The sequence below is a fragment of the Flavobacterium sp. ALJ2 genome (assembly GCF_015594725.1).
Classification (GTDB): Bacteria; Bacteroidota; Bacteroidia; order Flavobacteriales; family Flavobacteriaceae; genus Flavobacterium.
This window is the reverse complement of the sequence record NZ_JADNRC010000002.1, coordinates 246,337-270,687: the sequence shown is the minus strand read 5'-3', so window position 1 is coordinate 270,687 and position 24,351 is coordinate 246,337. Positions and strand designations below refer to the sequence as shown.

At 29.3% G+C, this 24,351-nt stretch carries 21 protein-coding genes; 19 read left to right on the top strand and 2 right to left on the bottom strand.

All coding sequences use genetic code 11. The features are described from left to right. Positions 1 to 32 precede the first annotated feature (32 nt). The 18 genes from IUY40_RS03570 (at position 33) to IUY40_RS03485 (ending at position 21,176) form a co-directional block, all read left to right on the top strand. Complete coding sequence (locus tag IUY40_RS03570; protein WP_195735515.1) at positions 33 to 956, top strand: hypothetical protein; 924 nt, start codon at positions 33 to 35, stop codon at positions 954 to 956. Then, positions 953 to 1,996 carry an N-acetylneuraminate synthase family protein gene (locus IUY40_RS03565; protein ID WP_195735514.1) on the top strand — a complete coding sequence of 348 codons (1,044 nt, stop codon included), beginning with the start codon at positions 953 to 955 and terminating at the stop codon, positions 1,994 to 1,996. The genes IUY40_RS03570 and IUY40_RS03565 overlap by 4 nt, the downstream gene beginning before the upstream one ends. Further along, complete coding sequence (neuC, locus tag IUY40_RS03560) at positions 1,989 to 3,128, top strand: UDP-N-acetylglucosamine 2-epimerase (protein ID WP_229335343.1); 1,140 nt, start codon at positions 1,989 to 1,991, stop codon at positions 3,126 to 3,128. The genes IUY40_RS03565 and neuC overlap by 8 nt, the downstream gene beginning before the upstream one ends. Continuing rightward, positions 3,128 to 4,069, top strand: coding sequence for a polysaccharide deacetylase family protein (locus IUY40_RS03555; protein ID WP_195735513.1), 942 nt, complete (start codon positions 3,128 to 3,130; stop codon positions 4,067 to 4,069). Before neuC ends, IUY40_RS03555 begins: the two co-directional genes overlap by 1 nt. After that, positions 4,063 to 4,866 carry a hypothetical protein gene (locus tag IUY40_RS03550; RefSeq protein ID WP_195735512.1) on the top strand — a complete coding sequence of 268 codons (804 nt, stop codon included), beginning with the start codon at positions 4,063 to 4,065 and terminating at the stop codon, positions 4,864 to 4,866. The genes IUY40_RS03555 and IUY40_RS03550 overlap by 7 nt, the downstream gene beginning before the upstream one ends. Next, on the top strand, positions 4,863 to 6,260 hold the full coding sequence (locus IUY40_RS03545; protein WP_195735511.1) for a hypothetical protein: 1,398 nt from the start codon (positions 4,863 to 4,865) through the stop codon (positions 6,258 to 6,260). The genes IUY40_RS03550 and IUY40_RS03545 overlap by 4 nt, the downstream gene beginning before the upstream one ends. Next, the gene (locus IUY40_RS03540; RefSeq protein WP_229335334.1) at positions 6,253 to 7,341 is read left to right on the top strand and encodes a glycosyltransferase family 4 protein; all 1,089 of its coding nucleotides are present in this window, start codon (positions 6,253 to 6,255) and stop codon (positions 7,339 to 7,341) included. The genes IUY40_RS03545 and IUY40_RS03540 overlap by 8 nt, the downstream gene beginning before the upstream one ends. A gap of 23 nt (positions 7,342 to 7,364) precedes the next feature. Beyond that, a complete protein-coding gene (locus tag IUY40_RS03535) occupies positions 7,365 to 8,798 on the top strand; it encodes an MBOAT family protein (RefSeq protein WP_195735510.1) in 1,434 nt (477 codons plus the stop codon). Beyond that, on the top strand, positions 8,798 to 9,676 hold the full coding sequence (locus IUY40_RS03530) for a hypothetical protein (RefSeq protein WP_195735509.1): 879 nt from the start codon (positions 8,798 to 8,800) through the stop codon (positions 9,674 to 9,676). The genes IUY40_RS03535 and IUY40_RS03530 overlap by 1 nt, the downstream gene beginning before the upstream one ends. Before the next feature lie 611 nt (positions 9,677 to 10,287). After that, positions 10,288 to 11,319, top strand: coding sequence for a phosphoethanolamine transferase (locus IUY40_RS03525; RefSeq protein WP_195735508.1), 1,032 nt, complete (start codon positions 10,288 to 10,290; stop codon positions 11,317 to 11,319). Further along, on the top strand, positions 11,316 to 12,470 hold the full coding sequence (locus IUY40_RS03520; protein ID WP_195735507.1) for a glycosyltransferase family 4 protein: 1,155 nt from the start codon (positions 11,316 to 11,318) through the stop codon (positions 12,468 to 12,470). Before IUY40_RS03525 ends, IUY40_RS03520 begins: the two co-directional genes overlap by 4 nt. After that, on the top strand, positions 12,467 to 14,008 hold the full coding sequence (locus IUY40_RS03515) for a glycosyltransferase family A protein (RefSeq protein ID WP_195735506.1): 1,542 nt from the start codon (positions 12,467 to 12,469) through the stop codon (positions 14,006 to 14,008). The genes IUY40_RS03520 and IUY40_RS03515 overlap by 4 nt, the downstream gene beginning before the upstream one ends. After that, positions 14,005 to 15,003 (top strand): glycosyltransferase, encoded by a 999-nt coding sequence (locus IUY40_RS03510; protein WP_195735505.1) that lies wholly within the window; start codon positions 14,005 to 14,007, stop codon positions 15,001 to 15,003. The genes IUY40_RS03515 and IUY40_RS03510 overlap by 4 nt, the downstream gene beginning before the upstream one ends. 2 nt (positions 15,004 to 15,005) lie before the next feature. Next, positions 15,006 to 16,115 (top strand): glycosyltransferase family 4 protein, encoded by a 1,110-nt coding sequence (locus IUY40_RS03505; RefSeq protein ID WP_195735504.1) that lies wholly within the window; start codon positions 15,006 to 15,008, stop codon positions 16,113 to 16,115. Then, complete coding sequence (locus IUY40_RS03500; RefSeq protein WP_195735503.1) at positions 16,112 to 17,230, top strand: glycosyltransferase; 1,119 nt, start codon at positions 16,112 to 16,114, stop codon at positions 17,228 to 17,230. The genes IUY40_RS03505 and IUY40_RS03500 overlap by 4 nt, the downstream gene beginning before the upstream one ends. Continuing rightward, a complete protein-coding gene (locus IUY40_RS03495) occupies positions 17,227 to 18,327 on the top strand; it encodes a glycosyltransferase family 4 protein (RefSeq protein ID WP_195735502.1) in 1,101 nt (366 codons plus the stop codon). Before IUY40_RS03500 ends, IUY40_RS03495 begins: the two co-directional genes overlap by 4 nt. Positions 18,328 to 18,331: 4 nt before the next feature. Further along, the gene (locus IUY40_RS03490; protein ID WP_195735501.1) at positions 18,332 to 19,690 is read left to right on the top strand and encodes an O-antigen ligase family protein; all 1,359 of its coding nucleotides are present in this window, start codon (positions 18,332 to 18,334) and stop codon (positions 19,688 to 19,690) included. A gap of 91 nt (positions 19,691 to 19,781) precedes the next feature. Continuing rightward, entirely contained in the window at positions 19,782 to 21,176 is a 1,395-nt protein-coding gene (locus tag IUY40_RS03485; protein ID WP_195735500.1) for an exopolysaccharide biosynthesis polyprenyl glycosylphosphotransferase, read from the top strand. On the opposite strand, the gene IUY40_RS03480 is transcribed toward IUY40_RS03485, so the two are convergent. Together IUY40_RS03480 and IUY40_RS03475 are read right to left on the bottom strand one after the other, a co-directional pair. After that, on the bottom strand, positions 21,177 to 22,316 hold the full coding sequence (locus IUY40_RS03480) for a DUF4105 domain-containing protein (protein ID WP_195735499.1): 1,140 nt from the start codon (positions 22,314 to 22,316) through the stop codon (positions 21,177 to 21,179). A 52-nt stretch (positions 22,317 to 22,368) separates the two neighbouring features. Next, on the bottom strand, positions 22,369 to 23,352 hold the full coding sequence (locus tag IUY40_RS03475; RefSeq protein WP_195735633.1) for a PorV/PorQ family protein: 984 nt from the start codon (positions 23,350 to 23,352) through the stop codon (positions 22,369 to 22,371). 274 nt (positions 23,353 to 23,626) lie between these two features. Here IUY40_RS03475 and IUY40_RS03470 point away from each other — a divergent pair, with 274 nt between their 5' ends. Further along, positions 23,627 to 24,343: a CDP-alcohol phosphatidyltransferase family protein gene (locus tag IUY40_RS03470; protein WP_195735498.1), complete on the top strand. Its 717-nt coding sequence runs from the start codon at positions 23,627 to 23,629 to the stop codon at positions 24,341 to 24,343. The last annotated feature ends 8 nt before the right edge of the window (positions 24,344 to 24,351 follow it).

Sequence of the window (24,351 nt, the reverse complement as noted above, 5' to 3'; positions counted from 1 at the left end):
TCTTTTATAGAAATTGCAGACCGTAAAAAAAAATGGATTTCACAACGCTAGTTGTTAATATACAGATCAATTTGGGTCATGTTATGTATTCTTTTAAAAAAGCACCAAAAAACAGTAAAATGGATAGTTCTAAAATAGCAATATTATCTACAGTTAATAATTTTAAATTATACAAAAAAAGCGCATCATTATATCCATCAAATATTAAATCATATGTTTTTGATGGTAGAAATGGAATGTTTGGAATTTTTAGCATAACATTTATGATGAAAGTTTTTAAAAGAAAAGATATTGATTGGTTAATCTTAATGGATGAAGATGCATTATTTGTAAATTCAGATTTAATTTATCCATTAATAGATAATATGAAAGTTAATGATTATATAATAGCTGGAATCAGAGATGGAGGGGCATTGCCAGAACGTTCAGGTAACCCTTATGTAATGAATCCGTTTTTTTCTATAATCCATTTAAAAAAGTTGAAAAAAATATGGAATAAAAAAGAAATGTTTCAAAATCATTATGTCAGAGAAAATGAATTTAATGATGATTTATCTCAATTAAAATATCCTTATGATAAAACAAGTATGAGCGAACCGTATTATTGTTTTTACTTATGGTTAAAAAGAAAAAATCAAAAAATGTTATACTTAAATGTTGATTTGCCTTTTGCAGATGATCAAATCACTAATGTTGTTTACGATTTAAATAACCAACCAATAGTATACCACACATGGTTTTCACGAGAATATGGAGATTTAAGAGGAAGACATACGGCAAGAATAGATAGAGTGTTTGAGGAATTTGAAAACAAGTATACTGATTCAAAACCGGTTAAAATATATAAAGATTATTTATTTCCATTTAAGGATAGGGTAAGAAAATTTAAAAAACATACTAGAAAGAGATTAATGAAAATTGGTTTGATTTCAGAAATTAAAATAAATAAATCATGAAAAACCCATATATAGAAATTGCAGGCCGAAAAATAGGATTAGATTTCCCACCTTTAGTTATTGCAGAGATTGGGATTAATCATGAAGGCTCATTGCAAGTTGCTAAAGAAATGGTTGATGCAGCAAAAAAAGCAGGTGCAGAAGTAGTAAAGCATCAAACTCATATTGTTGAAGACGAAATGAGTGGTGCCGCTAAGAAAGTTATTCCAGGTAATGCAGATGTCTCTATTTACGAAATAATGGAACGATGCTCATTAAATGAAATTGATGAACTGGAACTTAAAAATTATGTAGAAAGTAAAGGAATGATTTTTATTTCGACTCCTTTTTCTCGCGCAGCAGCCGAACGATTGAGAAAATTTGATGTTCCGGCTTACAAAATTGGTTCAGGAGAGTGTAATAATTATCCTTTATTAGAACATATTGCTTCATTTGGGAAACCAGTAATTTTAAGTACAGGTATGAATACGATAGAGAGTATTCGAAAAGCTGTTGCTATTTTCGATAAAAATAATATTCCTGTAGCTTTATTGCATACTACAAATTTATATCCAACCCCAATTCATTTAGTTCGACTGGGAGCAATGATAGAATTACACGAAGCATTTCCTGATAAAGTTTTTGGTTTAAGTGATCACACTTTAAATAACAATGCCTGTTTAGGTGCAGTTGCTCTTGGTGCAAGTGTTTTAGAAAGACATTTTACAGACCATATGCAACGTACTGGTCCAGATATTATTTGCAGTATGGATGAAAAAGCCTGTGAAGAGTTAATCATTTCAAGTGCAGAAATTGCTTTGATGCGTGGAGGAATAAAAAAGCCAGCATTAGAAGAGCAGGTTACAATTGATTTTGCATTCGCAACTGTTTGTGCTATTACCTCAATTAAAAAAGGAGAAAAATTATCGAAAGAAAATATTTGGGTTAAAAGACCCGGAACGGGTAAAGTTCTAGCAGAACATTTTAATGATTTAATTGGGAAAATTGCTTTGAGAAATATTGGAAACGATGAACAATTAGATTTTTCAGATTTTGAGTAGTTCAATAAAAAAAATTCTATTTCTTACAGGTACTCGCGCAGATTTTAGTAAAATAAAATCGCTAATTCAAGCGCTTGAAAAACAAGAAAATTTTGAAGTACATGTTTTCGTGACAGGAATGCATTTACAAGAAGTTTATGGCTATACGTTAATTGAAATCGAAAGATGTAATTTTAAAAACATTCATACTTTCAAAAATCACACGCATGAAACCACAATGGATTTAACTTTAGCTAAAACTATTGAAGGATTATCTGCTTATTGTAAAGATGTAAGTCCAGATATGATTGTAGTTCATGGTGATAGGGTAGAAACATTGGCAGGTGCTATTGTAGGATCTCTCAATAACATCCTAGTTGCACATATAGAAGGTGGAGAGGTATCAGGAACAGTTGATGAATTAATTCGTCATAGTGTAAGTAAATTGAGTCATATACATTTTGTATCCAATATACAAGCGCAGAAAAGATTAATACAAATGGGGGAAATAAAAGAATCAATATTTACAATTGGTTCACCTGATGTTGATATTATGTTTTCAAATAAATTGCCAGAATTAATAACTGCAAAAGCATATTATAAAATCGATTTTGAAAAGTATGCAATAGTTATGTTTCATCCGGTAACGACTGAAATTAAGGAAATGCAGCAATATGTAAAAAACTTTGTGACTTCATTATTGCAAGACAATCATAATTATGTTGTGATTTTTCCAAACAATGATTTAGGAAGTCGATTCATTCTAGAGGAGTATGAAAGACTAAAAGGAAACGAAAGATTTAGAATTTTTCCATCTCTCCGATTTGAATATTTTTTAACTTTATTAAAAAACAGTCAATTTATTATAGGTAATAGCAGTGCTGGAATTAGAGAAGCTCCATATTATGGAATCCCGATTATTAATATTGGAACTCGTCAGCAAAATAGAGCCGTTCATGCCGATATTATTAATACAGATTATTCTGAAAAGGGGATAACAAAAGCGCTTTCGATTATTAATTTGCATAAGATTAGAAGATTAGATAATGATTTTGGGCAAGGTAATAGTAACGAATTATTTCTTCAATGTCTTCAAAAAGGAGATATTTGGCAATTGAATCATCAAAAACAATTTAGAGACTTATCTAATTAATGAAAACTCAACTTAAAAATAGATATTATAAATTTCTAAAATTAAAAAGTAGGGTATTATACGGAAGGCCTGTTTTAGTAATGATGTATCATAGAGTTAGCAATAGTGTTGGAGATAAACTAGGAGAACTTACAGTAAGTGTAGCGAATTTTGAAAATCAATTGCGCTATTATAAAGAAAAATATCAGATTCTTAAATTAGACGAAGAATGGACTTCTTTAAAAAAAACAGGATTAGTAATTACTTTTGATGATGGTTACGCTGATAACATTATTAATGCGCTACCATTACTAGAAAAGTATCAAATTCCTGCAACAATTTTTATAACAACATTAAACATCGATACAGAAAAAGAGTTCTGGTGGGATCGCTTATTTTTTGATTATTCGCATTGCAAAGAATTATTTTATCTTCCTAATCAAAGTGACAAAATTTCAAAATCAAATGGCTCATATAAGTCTATCACATATTATCTTAATAAAATTTCAAATGAAGATAAAGAAAAGTGGTTTTTAGAATTTGAAGAGTTAAATGAAATACCCTTTTTTCCTAGAGAGGAGTATCGCTCATTAACAAGCTCAGAAGTGAAGTTGTTAGTAGCGCATCCTTTAATTACTTTAGGAATTCATACACATAATCATTATTCTTTAGGGAGTCTAAACTATGAAGAACAAAAAAAGGAGTTGGTATTATCGATACAAAAGCTAGATGAATTAACTATTAAAAATATAAAATATTTGGCTTTGCCTCATGGCTCTTATAATTCAGATACATATAAGATACTAGATGAAATAGGCTTTTCAGGGATTTTATTGGCTAATAATTATTATTCTTCAAATAATAATAAAACTAGAAAAAAAATCAATAGAATTTTGATACCAAATATTAAAGATAAAGAATTAGTGAGGTATATAGATAGATATGATTTCAAAATATGGTAATCGAAAAGTCTAAAATAGCGATACTTTCTACAGTTATAAACTTTGATTTATATGCTAGAAGTTCCCAGTTTTTTCCAAAAAACATTCAAAAATATGTTATTGATGGTAGAAATGGGATGCACGGTATAAATAGTCTTTTCTATATGATGAAAAAGTTAAAAAACAAAAATATAGAATGGCTCATAATGACAGACGAAGATGTCCTTTTTTATGATGCTGAAATTGTTTTTGATATTATAGATAAAATGCAATCTGAAAGTTATACTGTTTGCGGAATTCGTGATGGAGGAATGATTACACATAGAGCTTATAACCCCTATGTTATTAATACATTTTTTTCGATAATTAACTTTAAAGAGTTGGAGGAAATATGGAACAAAAATGAAATTGTAAAAAATAATTATATTTTAAATAATGAGTTTGATGATAATTTAACGAGTTTAAAAGGTAATTATGATAAGAATAATCTTTATGAACCTTATTATTGTTTTTACTTTTGGTTGAGAAGAAAAAACAAAAAGTTTTTTTTTCTGAACGCTAAAATGAATGAAGATTATATTACAAATTCAGTTGAGTATAATGATAAGATATTTCTATATCATACTTGGTTTGCAAGAGCTTATGGAAATAATGAAAAACATACAAAACGGATAAATAACATATTTGATTCATTGAGTTTTGAAGAAAATAAAACTCCTCATTCTATAATTTTTAAAGATAATACGTTTTTTTGGATCAAAAAAATCAAGAAAAATTATCAGAGAATAATAAGGAGATTTAATATTATAATAAAATGAAAAAATTAGGAGTAGTAATAACGGATGGTGTAGGATTTAGAAATTTCGTTATGAGTGATTTTATAGCAGAAGCTTTAAAGCAATTTGATAAAATTGTTGTTTACTCTGGATTACCCGAAAGTTGTTATCAGAATTTTGATAACCCAAAACTTGAAATAAAGGAACTTGCTGTTTATAAAGAAGGTAAAATAACATGGGCTTTTAGAAAATGGAAAGAGTTAGCACATTTACAAAAGCATAAAGCATTTTATGGAATGAATGACAACCTGGTATCTAGTTATCCTAAAAATAATTCGATTAGAGCAATGTTTTTAAAAGGACTTTATTTCTTTACGAAATACGTAAACACAAATTCAAGTATCCTTATTGCTGAAAAGCTTCAGTTTTTGTCTTTCTCTAGAAACAAAATCACAAAGGAATATATTGAAATCCTTAAGAAAGACAAACCTTCTCATTTGTTCTTTACTCATCAGCGTCCACCATATTTAGCCCCATTTCTGTATGGTGCAATTCGGTCTAAAATCCCAACGAGTACATTTATCTTTAGTTGGGATAATTTGGCGTCTAAGGGAAGAATGTTAGGTGCTTTTGATAATTTTTTGGTGTGGAGTCAACTGATGAAAGAGGAGCTGTTGTATTTTTATCCAAATGTAAAAAATGAAAATGTAAAAATTGTTGGAACGCCACAATTTGAGCCCTACGTTTTGGATAAATACAAATCTACAAAGGAAAATTTTATTGCTAAATTTGGGTTAGACACTAATAAAAAAATAATTTGCTATAGTTGTGCAGATGTTTCAATTGGACAGAATGATCCTATAATAATTAAATCAATTGCAGAGGCTATTAAAAATGGTAAAATTCAGTTCCCAGTACAGCTTTTGGTAAGAACGTCACCTGCTGAAGATGACAGCAGGTTTAAAATGATTCGGGATGAATTTCCTGAGATTATATGGAATGTACCAAAATGGATTTTGACAAGAGAAAATCATCAGGAAAGTTGGTCTCAACGGATTCCAAGTGAGGAAGATATTATCGATTTACGATCATTATTAGAAAATGTAGATTTGAATATAAATATGTGTTCTACCATGAGCTTGGATTTTATGCTTTTTGATAAACCAGTGATAAATACGGTATTTGGTAATTTGAAAAACGGTCTTTATAATGACCAAAGATTTTTAGAATATGATCATTATAAGAAAGTAGTTGATAGTAAGTCTGTAGATATAGCAAAGGACAGAGTGCAATTGATAGAGCAAATAAATCATGCTTTAAAGTATTCGAATGAAAAAGAAATAGAAAGAAAAGAAATGATTAAGTTACAAATAAGTAAAGATTTATTAGGGACAAGTAAGCGTATTGCTGGAACTTTATCTGCATTGAATGATTAAGAAGAAAATAGCAGTTCTCTGTAATTATGAATTACTTCCAGAACGAGTAGGAGGAATGGATTATTTTTTCTGGTATTTTGATGAAAAATGCAAAGAAAATAATATTCATATCGACTGGTTTTTTCCTAACAATTCAAATCATGGGAATTATTCAAATCTGACTATTTATAGTAGTAAAACCAAAAATGTAGAGAACAATTTTTTAGCCTTTAATAATAAAAATAAAAAAGGATATTCACATATTATTACTCATTTTGTAGAATTATGTACTCCATTTTTCTATAAAATAAAAAAAACAGCTAATACTAAAATTATTGTTGTAGATCATAATCCCAGGCCTTTAAATGGGTATTCTCTAAAAAAGAAAATAAATAAAAGGTTGAAAGGAGTTTTATTCTCAAGGTACATTGATGCTTTTGTTGGAGTATCTAACTATACGGTAAATGCGATTTTAACTGATTTTGGGTTTCATTTAAGATCTAAAACACATACAATTTACAATGGAGTTATTTTAGAAGCCATTTTAGTGAGAGATATACGGAATGATGTGAAACCGAGTTTTTTAGTAGCTTCTCATCTTCGAGAATCCAAAGGTATTCAGGATTTAATCGAAGCAGTACACCTTCTTCCTTTAAAAATAAGGGATGAAATTAAAATCACTATTTATGGAGATGGACCATATAAAAATCAGTTAATCCAGTTAATTCAAAAATATTCTTTAGATAAAATTTTTGTCTTTAAAGGAAGCCAAGCTAATCTTAATGAGATTTTTTCTCAATATGATTATATGTTGCATCCTACTCATATGGAATGTTTCAGCTTGTCAATTTTAGAAAGCCTTGCTGCAAACGTTCCTGTAATTACAACAAAGGTAGGAGGGAATACAGAAGTAATAACTAATGAAGGAAATGGATATGTTTTTGAAGCAAAAAACATTCAAGCTCTAGCGGTAATTTTAGAAGATATTTATTTAGGAAATAAAAAGATATCGACTAATACGAGAGAATTAATTGCCAATTCCTTTTCTTTGCCGAAAATGGTAGAAAATCATTTTAAACTACTTACAGAAGGAATATATTAATTTAAAATTTCATAAATACCTATATGTTTTTTAACTCCTTAGCTTTTGCTGTTTTTTTACCAATCGTTTTTTTCTTATATTGGTTTGTTTTCAATAAGACTAAAAGCTCTCAAAATGCTTTATTAATAGTTGCCAGCTATTATTTTTATTCCTGTTGGGATTGGAGATTTCTTTTTTTGTTGGTTTTCTCTACGTTTCTAGATTATTATACGGGAATTCAAATCGAAAAAGGAAAAACAGAAAGGATCCGAAAGTTCTGGTTTTGGCTTAGTATTTTAGTCAATTTAGGGTTTTTAGGAATCTTTAAATATTATAATTTTTTTGCAGCATCTTTCACCGAGTTATTAAATTCAGTTGGAATTCAGGCAAGTCCAATTTTATTGAATGTAATTCTTCCTGTCGGAATTTCATTCTATACTTTCCACGGGTTGTCATATGTAATTGATATTTATTATAAAAGAATAAAAGCCGAATATAATTTTGTAGATTATTCTTTATTCGTGAGCTATTTTCCACTTTTGGTTGCAGGACCAATCGAAAGAGCAACACATTTATTGCCGCAAGTAAAAGTAAAACGTGAGTTTAATTTTGAAATGGCGAAAGAAGGTATTTATCAAATTATTTGGGGTTTGGTCAAAAAAGTAGTTATTGCAGATACCTGTGCAACCTATGCAAATGCTATTTTTGATAATTATACTTCAATGAATACTTTTTCATTAATTCTGGGAGCAATTTATTTTGCATTTCAAATTTACGGCGATTTTTCAGGGTATTCAGATATAGCGTTGGGAGTTTCAAAATTGTTTGGTTTAGATTTATTACGAAACTTTAATTACCCTTATTTTTCAAGAGATATTGCAGAATTTTGGCGCCGTTGGCACATTTCACTTTCATCATGGTTCCGTGATTATTTGTACATTCCATTAGGAGGGAGCAAAGGAGGAATTTGGATGAAGATCAGAAATACCTTTATCATTTTTGTAGTAAGCGGGTTTTGGCATGGAGCCAATTGGACATACCTTGTCTGGGGATTTATTAATGCCGTTTATTTCCTGCCTTTACTTTTATCAAACAGTAATAGGAATAATATAGATTCCTTTCGGTTAAAATACAATTTTGATTCAGTAAAAGTTATAATGAGTATTTTATATACCTTTTCGTTAACTTGTATAGCCTGGGTGTTTTTTAGATCAAGAACAATAACAGATGCAGTTTTGTATTTGAAGCGTATCATTACTAACAGAGACATTAGTCTTCAATATTTATCAAATGAGCGCTATAATTATGAATTGTTACTTATGATTGGTCTGTTCGTTTTAGTAGAATGGAATAATCGTAATAAAATAGAACCAATTTCAGGAAAAAGAAGTATGCTAAAATTAACTTTGGCAATAGCAGCTATTATGGTTTTTGGAACTTTCTCCGATTATAAAGAATTTATATATTTTCAGTTTTAATGAAGAAATTTTTAGTTTATACAGTTAAAATTCTAGTCATAATTATTTTGATTGCGGGAGTTTTAGACTTGGCTTTTACCTATGTTTTTATGCAATCTAAAAATAGAGGGAAAATAGAAAAAGTTTTTAACTCAAAAGCTCAAAAGTACGATGTGATAATAGTAGGTTCTTCAAGGGCTAATAATCATTTTGTTTCACAGCTATTTGAAGATAAAGAATTAAAAACCTTTAATTTTGGAATGAGTGGAGGTCATTTGTTTGAGACTTCTTTACTACTGAAATTAATGATTGAAAGAAAATATACAATTAAAAATGTAATTCTTGAAGCAGATTTGAACCTTTCTAATGATCAGGAATCCATAGGGGTTTCGACAAAGTTTCTACCGTATATTCATAATTCAGAAGTTATAAAAAAGCATTTTTATGATGAAGAAAATTTTAATGAATTATATTATTTCCCTTTTTATAGATATGTGAAATATGATTCTGAAATTGGATTTAGAGAAGTTTATAAAACACTAATAGGCGAAAAAACGAATGCTTTAGACTATTTAGGATATTATCCGTTGGTAAAACACAAAAACGGAAATATGAAAAATAATATAGTTAATTTAAACCCTTTACCACATAATAAATATTACGAAGAAATCAAACGCATCTGTAAGACCAATGATATCAATTTGATAACAGTAATGACTCCGATGTGCGAAAATGTTGCAGGAATGAATTATTTTGATAAAGTAAAAAAAGCCTATCCCGAAATTCATAATTATGAAAATGTGGTGCAAGGTGATAAGTATTTTTCTTCTTGTGGACATATGAATGATGCAGGAGCAAGAATATTTACTGCTAGGATTATAAAAGATTTTTTTAATTAATAAATATGCTTAAGAAAATTAATTTAAAGTTAGTTCTGATTTTATTTTCTATTCTAATCTTAATTATCCCCGATATTATAATTAACTGGAGAGAAGATATACTGACTTTTATTTTATCTGTATTTTCAAAGTGTTGCTTTTATTTGTTTTTATATTTAATACTATTAAATGCTATTAAATCATATTTTTGGACCTATCTTGGTGTTGGTCTTTTTTATTTGATATCCTCTTGTATAGAGGTCGTTAATGTAATTATTTTAGGAGGTTACACGACTGTAGATAATATAAAAGCTTTGTTTTATACTTCATCTTCAGAAATTGGGGAGTTTATTAATGGTTTCTATATTTATATATTGATTTCCATTATAGTTGTAGTCACGTATTTGTTATGTTTATTAAAGTTTAAAAAATTTAAATATAAAAGGATACCATATTGTATTTTTATAGCGATATGCTGCTTATTGATTTCTTTTACTTTATCATACCTGAAAGTATATAATTCATCGGATTATTACTCGGGAAGAAATTTAGTCAAAATTACTTTAAGAAAACATTTTTTAAAGGAACATCCCTTGAGTCTGTATTACCGAGTTTATGAATTTGGAACAATAATGAACAGATTCAATAAATATAAAAAAGAAAAAGAAACATTTAGTTTTGGAGTCACAAACAAAGAAGAAGGAGGAAAACCCGACATCGTAGTTTTGGTTATTGGAGAAAGAATAAGATATAGTAATTGGACTGTAAATGGATATAAACGGTCTACAAGTACGAATCTAGACACTATAAAGAGCTTAATTTCATTTGATAGACATTATTCAAATGGGAACTCTACAGTAGCTTCAATACCCCTTCTAATTACACAAGCAACCCCTCAAAAACCTGAAATCGCTTATTCAGAAAAAACAATAGTTTCATTATTTAAAGAAGCTGGATACGAAACAGTTTGGATTTCTAATCAAAATATTTTTGATTATATAAATAATAAAGACGAAGCAGATGAGCTGTTTGAGTTGTATAAAAAAAGGAGTACGGATTTAGATATTATTCCTGTTTTTAATGAAGTAGTAAATAAAAAAAAATCTAAAAGAAAGTTAATAGTTGTCAATATGATTGGAGGCCATGGAGAAATACCTGAGGAATTCAATTTTTATAAACCAAATAGCTCGAAAAAAAACTATCCAGTTACAATGGAAAATGCACCTGTATTTATCAATAATTATGATAATATGATAAAGCTGCAAGATTTTGTTTTAGGTAAGATTATAAACTTAGTTCAAAAGCAAAATAAATCTTCCATTTTTATGTTTACAGCAGATCATGGCTGTAATTTGTTTGATGATAGTCAAGCACTTTTTGGATATGGGTCCCAAAACCCTACCGAAAAGGAAACACATATCCCCCTTTTTATATGGAGTTCATCAAAATATAGTAAAGAAAATACAGAAAAAGTTAACAACTTAAAAAAGCATAAAAAGTATCTCACAACAAACAATAATTTGTTTTATACATTAGCGGATTTATCAAATATTAAATATACTGATTTCAAAAAGAATCAAAGCATAGCAGATTCGACTTACTTAGTCTATAAGGAAAGATATGTATATATTAATGGTAATGCTATGAAATTTAATTCTAAATGACGCACATTGCTTTTTTAACACCAGAATATCCACATGCAGTAACTGGTAACTCGGGAGGCTTAGGAACGAGTATTAAAAACGTAGCTATTGGGCTTTTAGCACAAGGTATTGTAGTTCGGGTTCTTGTATATGGACAAAAACATGATGCTATTTTTGAAGACGAAGGGATTATTATACAACAGATAAAAAATATAAAATTCAAGGGATTATCTTGGTTTTTAACTAGGAAGAAACTAGAAAAAATAATTAATGAATTATATAAAAAAAAACAAATTGATTTAGTAGAAGCACCAGATTGGACAGGTATTACATCATTTATACAACCTAAAGCATGCCCATTAATTATACGATTGCATGGCTCAGATACTTATTTTTGTCATTTAGATAATCGTCCCGTAAAATGGATCAATAAGTTTCATGAAAAAAGGGCATTACAAAAAGCAGATGGATTGCTATCAGTGAGTCAGTTTACAGCTGATATTACAAATGCCGTTTTTGGGTTGAATAGAAAGTTTGTTATTATTCCGAATCCTATTGATAGTAGTTCGTTTTACGCAAAAAATAAATATACTCAAAAAGAAAAAAGCATATTGTATTTTGGAAGTTTAATTCGTAAAAAAGGACTTCTAGAATTGCCTTTTATTTTTAATGAAGTCATTGCGAATAATCCTAATGCGAGATTAATTTTAGTAGGCAAAGATGTTCCTGATGTTGTTTCCAGAAATTTTTCAACCTGGAAAATGATGCAAGAATTGTTCTCTGACAAAGCAATCAGAAATGTTGAGTATATAGGGAGTGTGCCTTATAATGAAATAAAAGAGAAAATTGAAGAGGCAACAGTTTGCATTTTTCCTTCTTTTGCAGAAGCTTTTCCTGTTTCTTGGCTTGAAGCGATGGCTATGAAAAAATCAATTGTAGCTTCAGATATTGGTTGGGCAAAAGAAATGATAGATCATGGAGATGATGGCTTTTTAGTTAATCCCAAAGATCATGTTCTCTTTGCAAAAAGAATAAATGATTTTTTGACAGATGAAGAACTATGTTTAAAAGTGGGAGAGTTGGCAAGAAACAAAGTAGAAAGATATTTTGATGTAGAAGTTCTAGCAAAGCAAAATATTGAGTTTTATAAATCAGTAATAGCTAAATTATGATAGTATTATATCATAATGAAAATAATGTAATAAAGGTTTTATCAAAAGCTAATGAAAGTATAGCTTTTGATAAAAGAGCTTCTATTGCATCAGTATTCATGGATTTAGCAGTAAGTTATCCACAATCAAAAGTAGTTTGGTGTAATCAAAATTATCAGGACTTTATTGATTTAAAGGTTATAGATAATGTGTTTCACCATAATAAGATGATGTTATCATATAATCCGAATACTATAAATTTTCTTGGTAGAAAAATTGGTTATATTGATGAATCGCCTTTCATTAGAATTAATAAAAAAGTGTCTTATCCAACTTGGCAAATGAGTAGCACAGTTGGAGTTATTCATGCAAGCATATTGTTGGCTATTGATAAGAAAATAAAACTTGATTGGGATTTTGATTATTATTTAAGTTCGATAGCTAAAGTGTGCATGCCATTAGGTTTATTATGTTATTCGGAACCAAAATTAGTATCAGGGAGTTGTCCAATTTCTATAGTGAAAACTTCAAATTTAAGACTTTTTAAATTTGTAAAGCAACATTATAAAACCCGATGGATATTTTTATTATTCTTAAATTTAGTGATTTATGAGTTTAAATTCCCCTTTTTAGCTTTCTTATATAGTATGTTTTTTAAGAATAGGAATAAAAAGAACATAAGTATTAATAAGATAATAGTTCATTCATCTTTAATAGTAAAAGAGGAGAAAACGGTAGACATTATTATTCCAACTATTGGAAGAAAAAAATATTTATATGATGTTCTAAAGGATTTATCACAACAAACACATTTACCTAAAAATGTAATTATTGTTGAGCAAAATCCTTTATTAGAAAGTATCTCAGAGTTAGACTATTTGACTTCTGAAATATGGCCTTTTGCAATAAGACATACTTTTACTCATCAACCAGGAGCTTGTAATGCCAGGAATGTTGCTTTAACTCAAGTAGAGAGCAAATGGGTATTCTTTGCAGATGATGATATTAGGATTACCGGTTCTTTTATTGAAACTGCATTTGAGTTTATTTCACAATATAAAAACACAGCAGTAACTTTTAGTTGCCTGAGAGAAGGAGAAAAAGCCATTAGTAAAGAAATATTTCAATGGAATACTTTTGGCTCAGGGTGTAGTATTGTAAAAAGCGAAGTAGTAAAAAATATAACTTTTGATATAAAATATGAATTTGGATTTGCAGAAGACTCAGATTTTGGAATACAAATTCGAAATACAGGTAATGATGTTTTATTTTTTCCAGCCCCTCAAATCGTGCATCTAAAAGCTCCAGTAGGTGGTTTTAGGACAAAATCAAATCTAGCATGGAATAATGATGAAATAAAGCCAAAGCCATCCCCGACAGTATTATTGTATAAGATTTTGCATGAAACTAATGAGCAAATAAACGGATATAAGATAATTTTATTCTTTAAATATTATAGCAAACAATCAATTAAGAATCCAATAAGATATTTTTTTAATTTTAAAAAAGAATGGAAACAGAGTTTGTATTGGGCAAATAAATTAATAAATAAGCCATGAAGTTTTCTTTAATCATTTGTACTTATATGCGTCCAGAGCCTTTGCTGAAATTATTGCGATCCGTTCAGCTACAGACATTATATCCAGATGAGATTTTAATTATTGACGGTTCCACAAATAATAAAACAGAATTTATTTTAAACAAATATTATTTTGAAAACTTAAAATATTTATTGGTTGATGATGAAAACAGAGGACTTACCAAACAAAGAAATTTTGGAATTAATAAAGTAAATGATGCTGTCGAAATTGTTTGTTTTTTGGATGATGACACCGTTTTAGAATCTGATTATTTTGAAAATTTATTAAAAACGTATGAAACTTTTCCTGAAGCCTTGGGAGTTGGAGGATATATTTGTAATGAAATAAAATGGGAGAAAGTAACAGATAGCTATATTCCTAAAATCAATGAATTTTGTTTTGATGGATGGAAACGCAAAGATGGAAGCCGTTTTGTTTTAAGAAAAAAACTTAATTTAGATAGTAATTGTCGGCCAGGTTTTTCTCCATCCTTTTCGCATGGAAGAAGCGTTGGTTTTTTGCCACCAAGTGGGAAAACATATCAGGTAGAACAATTGATGGGAGGAGTTTCGTCTTTTAAAAAATCAATTTTTAATACACTTTCTTTCTCTACATATTTTGAAGGATATGGTTTGTATGAAGATGCCGATTTTACATTAAGGGTTTCGAAAACAGGAAAATTATATTTAAACACTACCGCAAAATTAGGACATTTTCATGCAGAGTCTGGAAGACCTAACCAATATCGGTATGGGAAAATGGTTGTCAGAAATGGCTGGTATGTATGGAGAGTCAAAAATCCAAATCCAATTTTTATAGATAGTTTAAAATGGAATGTTATAACTATTTTGCTTACATTCATCAGATTTAGCAATGTTCTTACTTCTAATAATAAAAAAGAAGCTTTGACAGAAGCAATAGGAAGAACGATTGGTTGGTGGAGTTTAGTATTCAATAAACCGAAACAAGGATAATTATGGCAGATATAAAAACGATCTTAATAGCACATAATTATACCAAAGATTCATTTGCATCAATGAGTTATTATTTAGCTCACCACTTAGCCGATTTAGGGAATAGAGTTGTTTTTATTTCACATAAACCATTTTTTGATGAAAGCAAGATAATTAATAAAGGAAAAGGAGAAATAATAATTTGTTCCTGGCCTTCTGAAAAGAGGCCAACTTCTATAAAAGATGCTCTTTGGTTCTCTAAGCTTTATTTTAAATATAAGCCAGATGTTGTAATTGGTCATTTTGTTGGAGCCAATATCACTATCGGAATATCAAAATTAATCTCAATAAATAAGGTTAAGACATTTAGTTATTATCATACTTTGGTACAACAAATCATATTAGATCAGAAGAGAACATCATTGAAAAGAACATTTTTATTTCTTAGGAAAAAAATATTTTATAAACTGTTTTGTGATGTAATTGTTTGCCCATCAGAATTAGCTAAAAAAGATTTAGAAAATAATTATTATTCTAAAAAAGGATTAGTCATTTTGAATCCGATGAAAGATAGGTTTCAAAAAAGCAATAATCAAGATAAAAATAAAATTGTAATCTCTTATTTGGGTCGATTAGATCCCTCAAAAGGGATCGTAGAACTTATAGAAGCATTTAAAATTTATAGAAAAGGAAATAAATTTTCAAATATAGTTTTAAATATTGCAGGTACTGGAAGTCAGGAGCAGGCAATTAAAAAAATGATTGATAATGAAAGTACAATAACTTTCTTTGGCGGACTTTCTTATGATGATGTGGATGACTATCTATCGGAAGCTCACTTTACGATAATACCCTCAAAGATGGATGCTCTGAATATGGTGGGGATTGAATCGATGATGAATAAAACGCCACTGTTGGTGTCAAATACAACAGGATTGGCACATTCTTTAGAAGAAGGGAGAGAATGTTTTAAGTTTGATTCTAATACTAAATCGATGGTTCTGTTATTCGAAAAAGTTGAAAGAAACTTTGAGCAACAGCCGCAAATGGCCATAAATGCTAGAAACACTTATTTAACAAAGTTCAGTATGGAAAAGTATTGTATTAATTTTTCGAATCAAATATTCCAATGAAATTAGTGATTATAACCCATGTTGTTCATCGTCAAAATAAAGATCAATATTTTGGTTATGCCCCTTACGTTCGTGAGATGAATATTTGGTTAAAACATGTAGATGAAGTGATTGTTGTGGGGCCATTTTTAAAGCAGGAACCAACCATAATTGATTTTGTATACAAGCATGATAAAATAGATTTTAGAAAAGTATCCAATATTAATTTTACCAGTTTTAAAGATAGTTTAATTTCTTTTTTTAAACTACCAGTGCTTTTTTGGCAAATATTTTTGGCTATGAAAGATGCAGATCACATTCATTTGCGTTGCCCAGGGAACATTGGTTTATTAGGTTGCTTTGTTCAGATATTCTTCCCCAATAAACAAAAAACAGCTAAATATGCAGGTAATTGGGATCCAGTGAGTGTGCAACCATGGACATATAAATTGCAAAAATATATTTTGAATAACACTTTTTTAACCCGAAACATAAAAGTTTTGGTTTATGGAGAATGGGAAAATCAATCTAAAAACATTCTGCCCTTTTTTACTGCTACTTATTCTGAAACCGAAAAAGAAATTATTCAAAAGCCTGATTTTAATGAAACTATAGCATTCGTTTTTGTAGGCAGCTTAGTTGTAGGTAAAAATCCAATGTATGCTATAAAATTAGTTCAAAAATTAATAGCAAATGGATATAAGGCAACTTTAGATTTATATGGAGAAGGAATTGAAAGAGGTGTTCTAGAGAAGTATATTCAAAATAATCAACTAGGGAATCATATTGTTTTACAGGGAAATCAAAATCATGAAACATTAAAAAAAGCATATCAAAAAAATCATTTTGTAATCTTGCCTTCTAAAAGTGAAGGTTGGCCAAAAGCACTCGCAGAAGGAATGTTTTGGGGATGTATTCCAGTTGCCAGTAAAATTTCTTGTATTCCTTTTATGCTTGATTATGGTAATAGGGGTATTATGTTGGAAATGGACTTAGAGGAAGATGAAAGTAAATTAAGTGAAATACTAGAATGCGAAAAAATATTTTTCACTAAAAGTAAATTAGCTGTAGAATGGTCTCGAAATTATACTATAGATATTCTTGAAACTGAAATTAAAAAGCTTTTAGTAAAATGAGAATTGTACAAATTATAGACTCTTTAGAAGCGGGTGGAGCAGAACGCATGGCAGTTAATTATGCTAATGCATTATCTGAGAAAATAGAATTTTCGGGTTTAATCGCTTCTCGGAAAGAAGGATTACTAGTAAGCCAAATAGATAAGAAAGTTTCGTACTTATTCTTGAATAAAAAGAAGAGAATAGATTTTAAAGCTATTTTTAAATTACGTAGATATATAAATAACAACAAAGTAAATATAATTCATGCGCATAGTTCTTCTTTCTTTATCGCACTTTTAGTAAAGTTGACTTTGCCAAAAATAAAAATAATTTGGCATGATCATTATGGTATTTCTCAGGATTTAAAATCTAGAAGAAATTTTGCATTAAAGTTTGGTTCTCTTTTTTTTGAAGGTAGCATAGCAGTAAGTTCTGCCTTGAAAAATTGGGCAGAATCTTATCTGTGGTGTGAAAATATTATTTATTTTCCAAATTTTGTTCATGAAATAACAGGTTTAGATGAAGAGTTATTATTAAATGGGGAGGAAGGAAAAAGAATTGTTTGCGTAGCGAATTTGCGTCCACAAAAAAATCATGAATTATTAATTAAAGTAGCCAATATAATTAGAAAGGAATACCCAGATTGGACTTTTCATTTATTTGGAAAAGATTTTTTAGATGACCATTCTAAAGAACTTAAGAGGCTGATTAGAGATTTAAGATTATATGAAAATATTTTTTTTTACGGAACAGTAAACAATGTTGCCTCCATATTAAAACAATGTGATATAGCTGTGTTGCCTTCTATATCAGAAGGACTTCCATTAGCAATCCTAGAATATGGATTGTCCAAATTACCAGTTGTGGCAACTAATGTTGGAGAAATTTCTACTATAATTATTTCAGAAAAAGAAGGATTAATTGTTGAATCAAATAATATAAATCAATTTTCACATTCGATTCAAAAATTAATTAGAGATGAAAAATTAAGAATAACGATGGGGTCTGAATTAAATAAGATGGTGAATTTGAATTACAGTAGAGAATCGATTGTAAGAGATTATATTTCGTGGTTAAACTATTTGATTAATTTTACTCCTTCAAAACATATTTAAATTAATGAAAAACAATCCATTAACCTATGGCTATATTCTTTTAATACATGCTTTAATTGCTTTAGCAATTTTTGTGGTACCTTTTTTGTCAAAAATTTATGCTCTTTTGATACCAATATTTGGTTTTTATATTGTGTATAAAACAAAGAATAAAAACAACGAAGTGCTTTTAGTTGCTGCATATATGGTAGGAGTTGAGGTTTTTTTAAGAATGACAGGAGGGAATTTTAATAATGAATATGTCAAGTTAAGTATTGTTTTTTTTATGCTGATGGGGATGATTTATAGCAGTTTTACAATTAACTCATTTGTATATTGGTTTTTTTTGATATTATTAATTCCTAGTATTCTGGTAACAGCTACTACTGATATTTTATCAGTAGATGTAAAAAAAGCTTTATTCTTTAATTTATCAGGGCCTTTTTGTTTAGCCTTTTGTGCTATATACAATCTTAATCGAAATATTAGTTTCTCAGAATTACAGAATATAGTTCTTGTAATGGGATTGCCAATTGTATCAACAACTGCTTATTTATTTTTGTATAATCCTAGTGTACAAAGTGTAATTACAGGTACTCAGTCTAACTTTGAGACTTCAGGAGGATTTGGACCTAATCAGGTTTCAACTGTATTAGGATTAGGGATGTTTGTGTTTTTTACTCAATTAATTCTCTTTTCGAAATCAAAAAAAATGTTGATTTTAAACGGAATATTACTTTTAGTTATTAGTTATCGAGCTATTGTAACTTTCTCCAGAGGAGGAGTAATAACAGGAGTAGTTATGATTGCTATATTGTTATTGTTGCTATATCTTCATTCAAGTAGAGAAATAAAAGGAAAGCTAGCTATGGTATTTGTTATTACGGCTGTTATGGGAGTAGGAATTTGGACATATACTTCTATGCAAACTGCTGGGTTAATAGAAAAGCGTTATGCTAATCAAGATGCAGCTGGAAGAGTAAAAAAAGATAGATTAGGGGGTAGAGAAGTAATTATAGAGTTTGAACTTAAAACCTTTTTGGATAATCCAATACTAGGAGTTGGAGCAGGGTTGGGAAAAGAGTATAGAAAAAAGGTCTTTGGAGTAGATGTGGCTTCACATAACGAAATAACACGTATGATAAGTGAACACGGTGTGCTCGGGATAGTAGGATTGCTAATACTTTTTATAATGCCTTTTGTAATGTATTATAATAATCGAAGTAATTTGTATTTTCTATCATTTTATGCTTTTTGGCTTTTAACAATTAATCATGCTGCAATGCGAACTGCTGCACCCGCATTTGTATATGCATTAACTTTGATTACTATAATTAAGAATAAAACAGATAATTATGTAAAAACAAATAGTATTGTTGATTAATACGGCCTGATTATTAATTTTATAATACATTTGTTCAAGTAATTTTAAATTTCCCCAAATTTAATCGTATAACTTAACCGATACAGTTTAAATGCCCAAAAAAAATAAAATCCATTTTGAAATATCAGAGCGAAAAGTCATTCTGCGGTTTTTTGACTCTTTTTTTGTTTTGGGCTCTTTGTATCTTCTAGGTCAGGTATTTGATTATCATTATTTTAATATTTCAAGTACTAATTATCATGGAGCAATTGTATTAGTATTGTATCTTAATGTTTTTGGATCTATTTTTGAGATGTATAATTTGCAAGTAGCAAGTAATCAGTTTCAAATTCTTAAAAGTACTGTTATTGCTGTTTCGACTACAGTTTTGGTTTATTTGTTGACTCCTGTTTTATCACCTGAATTACCTAAACAACGAATTTCGATAATTATATTTTATTTGACTATACTTTTTGTTATTCTATTCTGGCGTTTCTTCTATGTTTATTTCCTTGCCTCACATCGTTTTTTTCAGAATGTAGTTTTAATTTGTGATCAAGACCAATTAGAAGAATTAGTTTTGGGATTAGAAAATGTTGACCCAAATTATAAAATCATTGGATTTGTAAATTTAGATACTTTAAATAAGAATCCGATAGAATATCAGTATGTAAAAGAAGTCAAAAAGGAGGAGCTAGAAGATTTTGTTCTCAAAAAGGGGGTTTCTGAAATTGTTATAGCATCACAAAAGACAGATGGAATTACTGCAGATTTATATCAGCAATTATTACATTTACTTGAGTCGGGCAAAATAATAAGAGAATATACACAAGTTTACGAAAGCAAAACACAACGTATTCCTGTGCAATATATAGCGAGAGACTTTTATCGCTTTTTTCCTTTTAGTCGCAGCAATAGCAATAAGTTATATTTAGTGGTCGTGCGGTTTTTTGAATTTGCCTTTTCTTTGTTAGGCCTATTAACTGGGCTGTTTTTAATACCGTTTATTTTTATAGGGAATTGTATAGGTAATAGAGGAAAACTTTTTTATACCCAAGAAAGGATAGGAAAAGACGGAGCAGTTTTCAAAATATATAAATTCCGAACAATGGTAAAGAATTCGGAATCAAAAGGAGTCGCTTTTGCAGCTACAAATGATGTTCGTGTGACCCCTTTTGGGAAAATAATGCGTAAATCCAGAATAGATGAACTGCCTCAGTTTATTAACGTTATAAAAGGGGACATGGCAGTTATAGGTCCACGTCCAGAACGTCCATTTTTTGTAAAAGAGATTGCTCAGGTTATGCCATTTTATGAAACAAGGCATATCATAAAACCAGGTCTTACGGGATGGGCACAAGTAAATTACTCCTATGGAGAATCAATAGAAGAAAGTTTAATAAAACTACAATACGATTTGTATTATATCAAACACAGAAGTATTTTTCTTGATATGAGTATCACTTTTAAAACTATTACTACGGTTTTATTTTATAGAGGGCAATAATTAAATGATAATAGGGATTGGTTTCTTGTTCTTGATTGCTACGCGTACCAGAACAACTCCGCTAGTTATAATCAAAGGTAAAACGATAAAGAACGAAGCCTTATTAATCATAAATAACCCATAAGCAATCAGTGAAATTATATGAATTAGTGAGAAACGATAAGTCCATTTTTTATTTTTCATTAGATTAAGAATCAAAAGAATTAATAAGAAAGGGCTAAATAATAGGATGTTGTAATTGTATTCTAATTCTTTGTGCAAGGAATAAAAACCAACAAAGACAAAAAACAGTCCCAATAACCCCATTGTTAAAAGATAAATTGTATCAACACTTCTTTTATTTATGAAGATGATAAATGCTAATACAATGATGTAAGTATACCAATTATTCCACCAAGAGCGATTTGATTCTTTGTCAAAAGATAGAATAGTTTTGTTTTGTTTAACTAAAGAGTGATTTTGAAAAGTTGTTTTGTTTAAGCTATTCTTTAGTTCAAAAGGCAGAAATATTTTTGTTCCAAGCTCATCTACTTTTTTCCCAAAAATAATGCTGATACCTAGTTTTTCATAAAAATGTCCATCAAAATATGGGTAAAGAATGGTTCTGTACGTTTTATCAGTATCTCCTTTTTTTATAATTACAGTTCCATTCAAAGATTTATTAAGAATGTCAACAACCATAGAAGTACAATTTTTATCAATAAATTTATAAGTGTAAAACCTATCTTCAGAAAGCAGGGTTTTGTTTAAGTTATCAAATAATTTTTGCTTTAAATTATCAGAAATATTTAATTCCTGTTCGTAAACACTACGTTTTGTAAAGTTGTATTCATTAATAAAATCGAGATAGGAATTTGCGGTAGCATAATATTGTAAGTCACCTTTTGTAAATTTAGCAACAAAGTTAGGAGTTCTGAAATCGAAAGTACCATAATTATATACTATATCAAGAGCATTAATAGAATCCTGTATTCTAATAGCTGTGTGGCCAAAAAGAGAGTAGGGTTCATTGCCAGTTCCGCAAGTTAAAACACTAGCTTTAGAGTCCTTAGATAATAAAATGCTTTGTCCGAAACTATTATTGATAAACGCAAAAAATAATACCAACAAGAATGCTTTTTTAGATGAATACGTTTTCATAAATATTTTTTTAAATGAATTATCAATACCCTTTTTATATGTAATTTTTTTATTATCTAAATACGCCTAAATCCACTTTAAGTGAAAATATATTAGAATATAAAGCAACACTTTGATTTCCTAAATCTGTTAAAGCATAATCAATTTGAATGCCTTTATATTTAAAACCAAGTCCGATGTTAGGTTGGAAGCCTACTTTTTCAGAATTGTCTAATTGTGTCACATTTTGAAAATTTCCTACTCCAGCTCTCAAAAAAACAAGATTGGTATAACCAAATTCCAACCCTAATGCAGGATCAATGCTTACAAAGTTACTAGAAATTATGTCTTTTGTTCTCTCAAAACGCATATTCATATTTGTAGCAACCAAAATACTATAATCATATCTTATTATGAACTTCTTTGCTAAGCCTAATTGCGCTTTTGGTAATGTGATTTCGGTGCTTTCAGGTAAATCTTGATTTTCTCCAGGAATAGCATTAGAGATTTTTTTGTATTCTTTCTCATCAATATTCCAAACATTATAAGTTGTTGTGATGTCACGTAACATTAAGCCAAATTGCCAGTCATTTTTTTCAAATTGCAATCCTAAATCAAATCCGAAGCCCCACGAGTTGGCAAATTTTCCAATAATACGTCGTATTACTTTAGCATTTACTCCATATTGAAATCCGGGAACAGGTAATTTTCTTGCGTATGAAAAGGTAAAACCGTAATCGGCAGTCGAAAAAAGGCTAATTCGATTGTAGTCAATGTTTCCTTGGCTATCTATCAGTTCAGTAGTATTTAAAATATCATCTACTCCAAAACGAATTAATGAAATTCCCCAAGCACTTCGATCATCTATTGGGCTAGCATAGCCAATATAATCATATTGTGCGATATTGGCAAAATAATTAGCGTGCATTAAAGCCACTTGATGGTCCTCTAGATTGGCTAAGCCAGCAGGATTCCAGTAAACTGAATTTACATCATTAGTAGATGCAACGACTGCGCTAGACATGGCAAGTGCTGCAGCATCTACACCAATGTTCATGAACTCATTAGAGTATTTTCGAACAGATTGACTGTAATTGGCTGTGTAAACACAAAGCAGTAAAAACAATAAAATTTTCCTCAAGAGCTAATTTTTATAAACCGAAGTCTGTTTAATTTTTATCAAAAATATAATTTTTTACTGAGCTTATTTATTCCTTCGAGTAAATAATACTAAAGTCTTACTTTTGTGTAAAAAACTCTAATAAAAACGTGCATCTCATTCAGTTATTATAGTAAATTTGTCGTTTATCATACTTAAAAATATATTTCCAATGAATATTAAAAAACAGGTTCCTAATGCTATCACATTAATTAATCTTTTCTGTGGCTGTATAGCAGTTGTTTTTGTCTCTAAACTAGATTATGAAATGGCTTTCTATTTTGTTTGTTTAGGAATATTTTTTGATTTTTTTGATGGTTTTTTCGCTCGATTATTTAAAGTGTCCAGTCCGTTAGGCTTACAATTGGATTCATTGGCTGATATGGTAACTAGTGGAGTGGTGCCAGGCTACGTAATGTATAGTTTGTTTGTTAGTAGTTCAAGTTCTCACGACATAATAGGTTCTGAATTTACTCCTTTTTTAGGGTTTATCGTTACTTTAGGTTCTTGTTATCGATTAGCAAATTTTAATATTGATACGCGCCAAACAGACTCATTCATTGGTTTGCCAACACCAGCAAATGCATTGTTTATCTTAAGTTTACCTTTGGTTTTGAAATATTCAGATTCATTGATGGTTCTTGAAATTCTAACAAATCAATGGATTTTATTAGCGATAGCATTATGTAGCGCCTATATTTTAAATGCCGAAATTCCTTTGTTCTCATTAAAGTTTAAAAAAATTAATTTAAAAGATAATGCGCTACAAGTGGGCTTTTTATTATTGTCAGTTTTGTTGTTGGTTTTCTTTCAATACCTAGGGATTCCATTGATAATTATTACTTACATAATATTATCTGTAATAAATAATAAGTTTCTTAAAAAGTAGTTTTTTTA